Annotated in this window: 1 protein-coding gene and 1 pseudogene; one reads left to right on the forward strand and one right to left on the reverse strand. The window is 44.6% G+C overall.

Going from position 1 to position 5,344, the window contains the following annotated elements:
• Positions 1–5,022, forward strand: a 5,022-nt coding sequence (locus R7Z49_RS22930; protein ID WP_276419314.1) for a VCBS domain-containing protein, incomplete at its 5' end; no start/stop codon positions are given.
• An 84-nt stretch (positions 5,023–5,106) separates the two neighbouring features.
• On the opposite strand, the pseudogene R7Z49_RS22935 reads toward R7Z49_RS22930, so the two are convergent.
• Positions 5,107–5,271: pseudogene (locus tag R7Z49_RS22935) on the reverse strand (4Fe-4S dicluster domain-containing protein); the annotation flags it as partial.
• Positions 5,272–5,344 lie beyond the last annotated feature (73 nt).

Raw genomic sequence — 5,344 nt, forward strand, 5'->3', positions numbered from 1 at the left:
GTTCAAGAAGACGTAACGCTGACCACTGGCGGCAACTTAAACGTGGATGACCCTGATGCAGGTGAAGCGGTCTTCCAGCCCCAAACCGACGTTCAAGATGACAATTGGGGTACCTTCTCGATCGATGAGCAAGGTAACTGGACGTATAAGCTGAACAATAGCCACCCAGACGTGCAATCGTTAGACGCCGATAGCGATCCGGTTATTCGTACCATGACAGTAACATCTGCAGATGGCACGACTCATGACGTGGTTGTGACTATTACAGGTAACAACGATGCTCCTGAATTTATTAGTGGAACGAATGATAGCCACGGCCTAGATGAAGATGGCAAAGCCGATACCGATAGTTACCAATTTAGCATTAATGAGAATGCTGTTGCTGGCGTAATTGGGCAGGTTGAGGCATTTGATGTCGATAAAGGTAGCAATGTAACTTATCAGTTAACCAACCATACTGACCTTTTTGAAATAAACAGTCACACAGGTGAGATCAGCGTTAAAAGTGGCGTAGTCTTTGACCATGAAACGTCAGATAGCTACCAACTATTGGTAGAAGCTGAAGACCAGTCTGGGGCAAAGGATACGGCTAACGTCAATGTCGTGATAAATGACATTAACGAAGCTCCAATCGCTGAAGATGACAAAGGTATTGAGAAAGAGACTAAGGTTTTAGATCACACGAACTGGGACGACAGTGCAGATATTAGTGTGGACTACTACATCGTTGATACCAACACAGGTAACAAAATCGGTGACGCTAACAAGGCGGATTACACTGGTGACGGTGGTACGCATAAGTATGGGGTTAGCTCTTCCTTAGATGGTGGTACGGATCAGGTAAAAGACGGTCAAATTGGATTCGATGATGCTACTTCACACAGTGAGGCTATGCGTTTCACTTTCGCTGATGGACAAGTCGCAGATCATGCTAAAGTTCAAGTTGAAAATCTTTGGAGCTCTTGGGAGCCTGGAGTTGAGCGCGGTGTTTGGAAGGCTTACTACAAAGGTGAGGTTGTCGCTTCGGGAGTATTTGAAGGAACTGGCAATCGTAAGCAAGTTGTAAGTATTGATGCGGATGGTCGATATTTTGATAGCATTGAAATGTCAGCCGTGGGTTACAAAGATGGCTTGGTTGATCCTAAGGGGTCGGAGTACTTTGTAACACAAGTTTCTGCCGATTTGACGAGCTTTGATGAGGACTATCAAACAACAGGAGCCGGTATTCTAGAGCTGGATGTGTTAGCGAATGATAGCGATCCAGACGGTGACGAACTGACTATTATTAACTACCCACAAACAGAATATCTAAACTTAATAGATGGCAAATTGGTGTTTGATGCAGCCAAATATCTTGAATCATTGCCAGAAGATCAGCGCACGATTAAGACTGGGGAAATAAAGGAATACTCATTTGAATACGTCATTGAAGATGCGGATGGTCTGACTGATAAAGCTGAAGTAACAGTGCATGTAGTAGGTGAGCCTATTTCATTGGATGATTCGCATATCATGCTCGATGAGTCTGCAGTTGGTGCGAGTTCTGGCGTACATGCTGAAGGTGATTTAGTTGCCAACCTTGGTTCTGCATCAGATGCTGAGTTCCGATTTGATTCTGAACAGAATCTGGAGACCGTTACCAGTGAAGGCAAGCCAGTGGTGTTTGAAGTGAGTGATGATCGCGGTACTTTAACCGGATATGTTGGCTCAGGTGATGATAAGGTCAAAGTCATTGAAGCGAGCATTGATGGTAAAACTGGGCATTATACCGTCGAGCAATATGAGCCAGTAGATCACTCGGAACTCGGTGCTGACACATTAGATATCCCTGTTAGCGTTCAAGTGGATGCGGGTGGCCGAGTTGAAAATGCAACTTTGCACCTTGGTGTTGTTGACTCTCTACCTTCAGTTAATTCAGAGCACCATGAAATCATGGATGTTGATCCACAAAACAACAGTGTTGTTATCGCGTTAGATGCATCGGGTTCGATGTGGGATGACATGGTTAAAAACGAGCAAGGCGTTGAAGTTACTCGCTGGGACCTAGCACGCAGTGCAATTAAGACCATGTTTGAAAAGTATGATGATCTTGGTGACGTTCGATTTAAGATTGCGACGCACTCAGGTTATCCAGATGGTCAAACGTCTGAATGGCTAGAATCTGTGGATGAGATTGATGCTTACTTGGATTCAATTGGTCGTGGTGGCTGGACGCCATATAGCCAAGCGATTGACCAGGTAAATGCTGCCTTAACTGACCTTAGCCAAGAAACAGATGACACTAGCAATCATCAGCTTTACTTTATTTCGGATGGTGCGCCAAGCGACTTCAATTCATGGACAAATACGTCAGATCCGGCATATACAGAGTTGCGCGAGAGCTTAATGAAGTGGTCTACAGCAGACGATTTTGAAAGTGAGCAGCGCTACGAGTACTTAGCTAATGGTTGGGATCAACCGACAGACGCTGAGCAAAGCATCATTCTTGAAAATGCGATGGATCGCAGTATCGATTCGAGTGGTGCATCTTTAGAGAACATCTGGTCAATTGGTATTGGCGCTGGTGCGGATATGAAATATCTAGAACCAGTTGCAACCGATAAAGGCTCTGCACTGGTAGTAACTGATGACTCACAAATAGAGGGGCTTCTGAACAAAACAGTATCAGGGCAGCTTCAGAGCAATCTTCTAGATGATATTAATGGCGATAGCCAATGGGTGGATCAAATTGAAGTTGATGGTGAAACCTATCATTACAATAAAGCTGATGGCACAGTAAGTGCCAGTAATGGGGCAATTATCTCTCTACACTCGTTAGCAGAGATCGACACAGAGCATGGTACGCTAACTCTTAACTTTGAAAATGGTCGCTATGACTACAAAGCGACGAATGTTAAGGGTCATCAACAAGAAAAATTCAATATCACCGTTCTCGATGCAGACGGCGATACCGCGACTGGTGAAGTGACAATCGATATTCGAGATCGCGCTCCTGAGTTTATTAGCAATACTGATGCAGATCAGACTCATGGAACCGATGTCAGCGGTATGCCAACTGCGGATAATGCAACTTTTAACGTTGCAGAGCAGGAAGCTGGATTGTTGGTGGGTAAGGTTAAAGCTTTCGACCCTGATGGTGCAGATACCATTAAATACGAGCTAAGTGGCGGTGATGCCAATTTATTCCGCGTAGATTCAAATAGCGGTGAGATTTGGCTTAAAGACGGAGTTAAGCTAGACCACTCTGTTCAGGATAGTTATCAGTTGGAAGTCACGGCGACGGATGGTACGGACAAAGACACAACTCAGGTCACTCTAAATGTAACTGAAAACCATGCCCCAACTTCATCGCCAGTACATGGCTTTGCTGAAATGGAAGACTTGCCGATTAACAAAGTGACGGTTGTGTTTGATGAATCAAACAGTATGACTCGCACATTTGATGGGCAAAATACCGTCGGTAGTGAGGCTACTGCACCCAAGACAGAATCAAGAGCTTACAAAGCTGCGGAAGCCCTTCACTCAATGGTTGAGAACATGATTGAAGAGGGTGGGCAATCCAATACTTACATTCGTTTGGTTCGCTTTGATGGAGATACGTCTACACAGAGCTGGTTAACTTTAGATCAAGTAGAGGAAATGAGCCGTCCGCCTTTGCTGAATGGACGTGATTCCAATGATCCTGAATATCTCAGCGAAGTTGCCTCTTACGTGAGTCAATGGTGTGATATTAATCACGGTACGAACACAGACTACAGCAAGGCACTAGAAGCCGTCATGGCCTTCAATGAAATAGGAACTCAATTCCCTTGGCAAGATGGCTTAGATGAAAACGGCAATTTTGATTGGGATCTGTACTTGAAAGAACAGCCAATCGAAAGTAAAGAGACCATATTCTTTATCTCTGACGGTGCACCAAACCCTAAAGAAGGTGAAACAGCAGCTCCAGATTTGAATGAACGATGGGAAGACTATAAGCAAACGCATGATGCCAAAGTTTATGGTATTGGTATTGCAACGTCAGACAATGAAAGTGCAGCCCAAGCACTGGAAGAATTGAGCGACCAAGTTGTATTTATCGATTCTGGCGAGCAGTTAGGCCAATTCCTCAATCATTTTTCACCTGAACCAATTGCTGGTGAGTTGCTGTCAGGAAGCCAAGATGCAGATGGCGACATCATGACAGTCTCTTTGGCTGATGGGGATTTCACTCTTTTAAGTGCTGATTTGCATGATGTCACCGTCGACCAAGACCTTGTTTTTTCGACGAGTCAAGTCGATGGGAGCTTACATGTTGAAACGGCATTTGGCTTGTTAGAGGTCGAGTCAAACGGCAGTTACAGCTTTACACAAAGTGATAGCTTTACCTTAGAAGGTAACCAACAAGTTGATCTTAACTTTCTCTTTAAAGTGTCAGACGGAAGAGGCGGGGTGAGTGACAACGCCTTTACTCTAACACTTAGTGAATCAGGTGCAGACGTCGCTTCTACTGAGCGTCATGCTGTCATGGGTAATGACCTGGTCAACTTGCTTGATGGTAGTGAGACTATTGATATCATGCTGGGACAAGACGGTGCAGATACCTTAAATGGCGCTGCAGGCGATGACATCCTAGTGGGTGGTCTTGGCAATGACATTCTCATCGGAGGTTTAGGGAATGATATCCTAACGGGAGGTGAAGGGAGCGATACGTTTACTTTCACCAATGAGTCTTTAAGTTCTGAAGCATCTATGGATGTCATCAAAGACTTTAATCTCGGTGAAGATAAATTAGACTTGAGTGATATTGTTTCACCAGCAGATGATGATGTGGCGGCCATGGAAGCCTTGTTGGATCACGTCAGCGCTAGTTTTGATGGTGAACAGGATACCCTCAACCTAACGATTACTAATGAGACAGGCCAATCTACATCGGTCGCACTGGAGCACTTCGACATGTCTGGCCTAGAACTGGGCGCATCAGCGACCTCGCATGAAATTGTTGACCAGTTGTTCCAACATCACGTGTTTACAACGGACTAATAATTTATCTTTGGCAAGATAACCATTAATGTTAAGCGGCATCTGAACTATTCAGATGCCGTTTTATTTTGGTTAATCCAGGGACTACATATTCTGATAACTCGGTCCACCGCCACCTTCTGGTGCTTTCCATGTAATGTTTTGCGATGGATCTTTGATGTCACAGGTTTTGCAATGCACACAATTTGCGGCATTGATTTGGAATATTCGCTCGCCTTCGACTTCTACCACTTCATACACGCCAGCAGGCTTTGTTGCGTAATTCGATGGAACTAAATCAGGAAGTTACGATCTGATCGGTTACATCAGTTAATCATCGTAG

Source organism: Vibrio sp. 1562, from assembly GCF_033340155.1.
GTDB classification, from domain to species: domain Bacteria; phylum Pseudomonadota; class Gammaproteobacteria; order Enterobacterales; family Vibrionaceae; genus Vibrio; species Vibrio alginolyticus.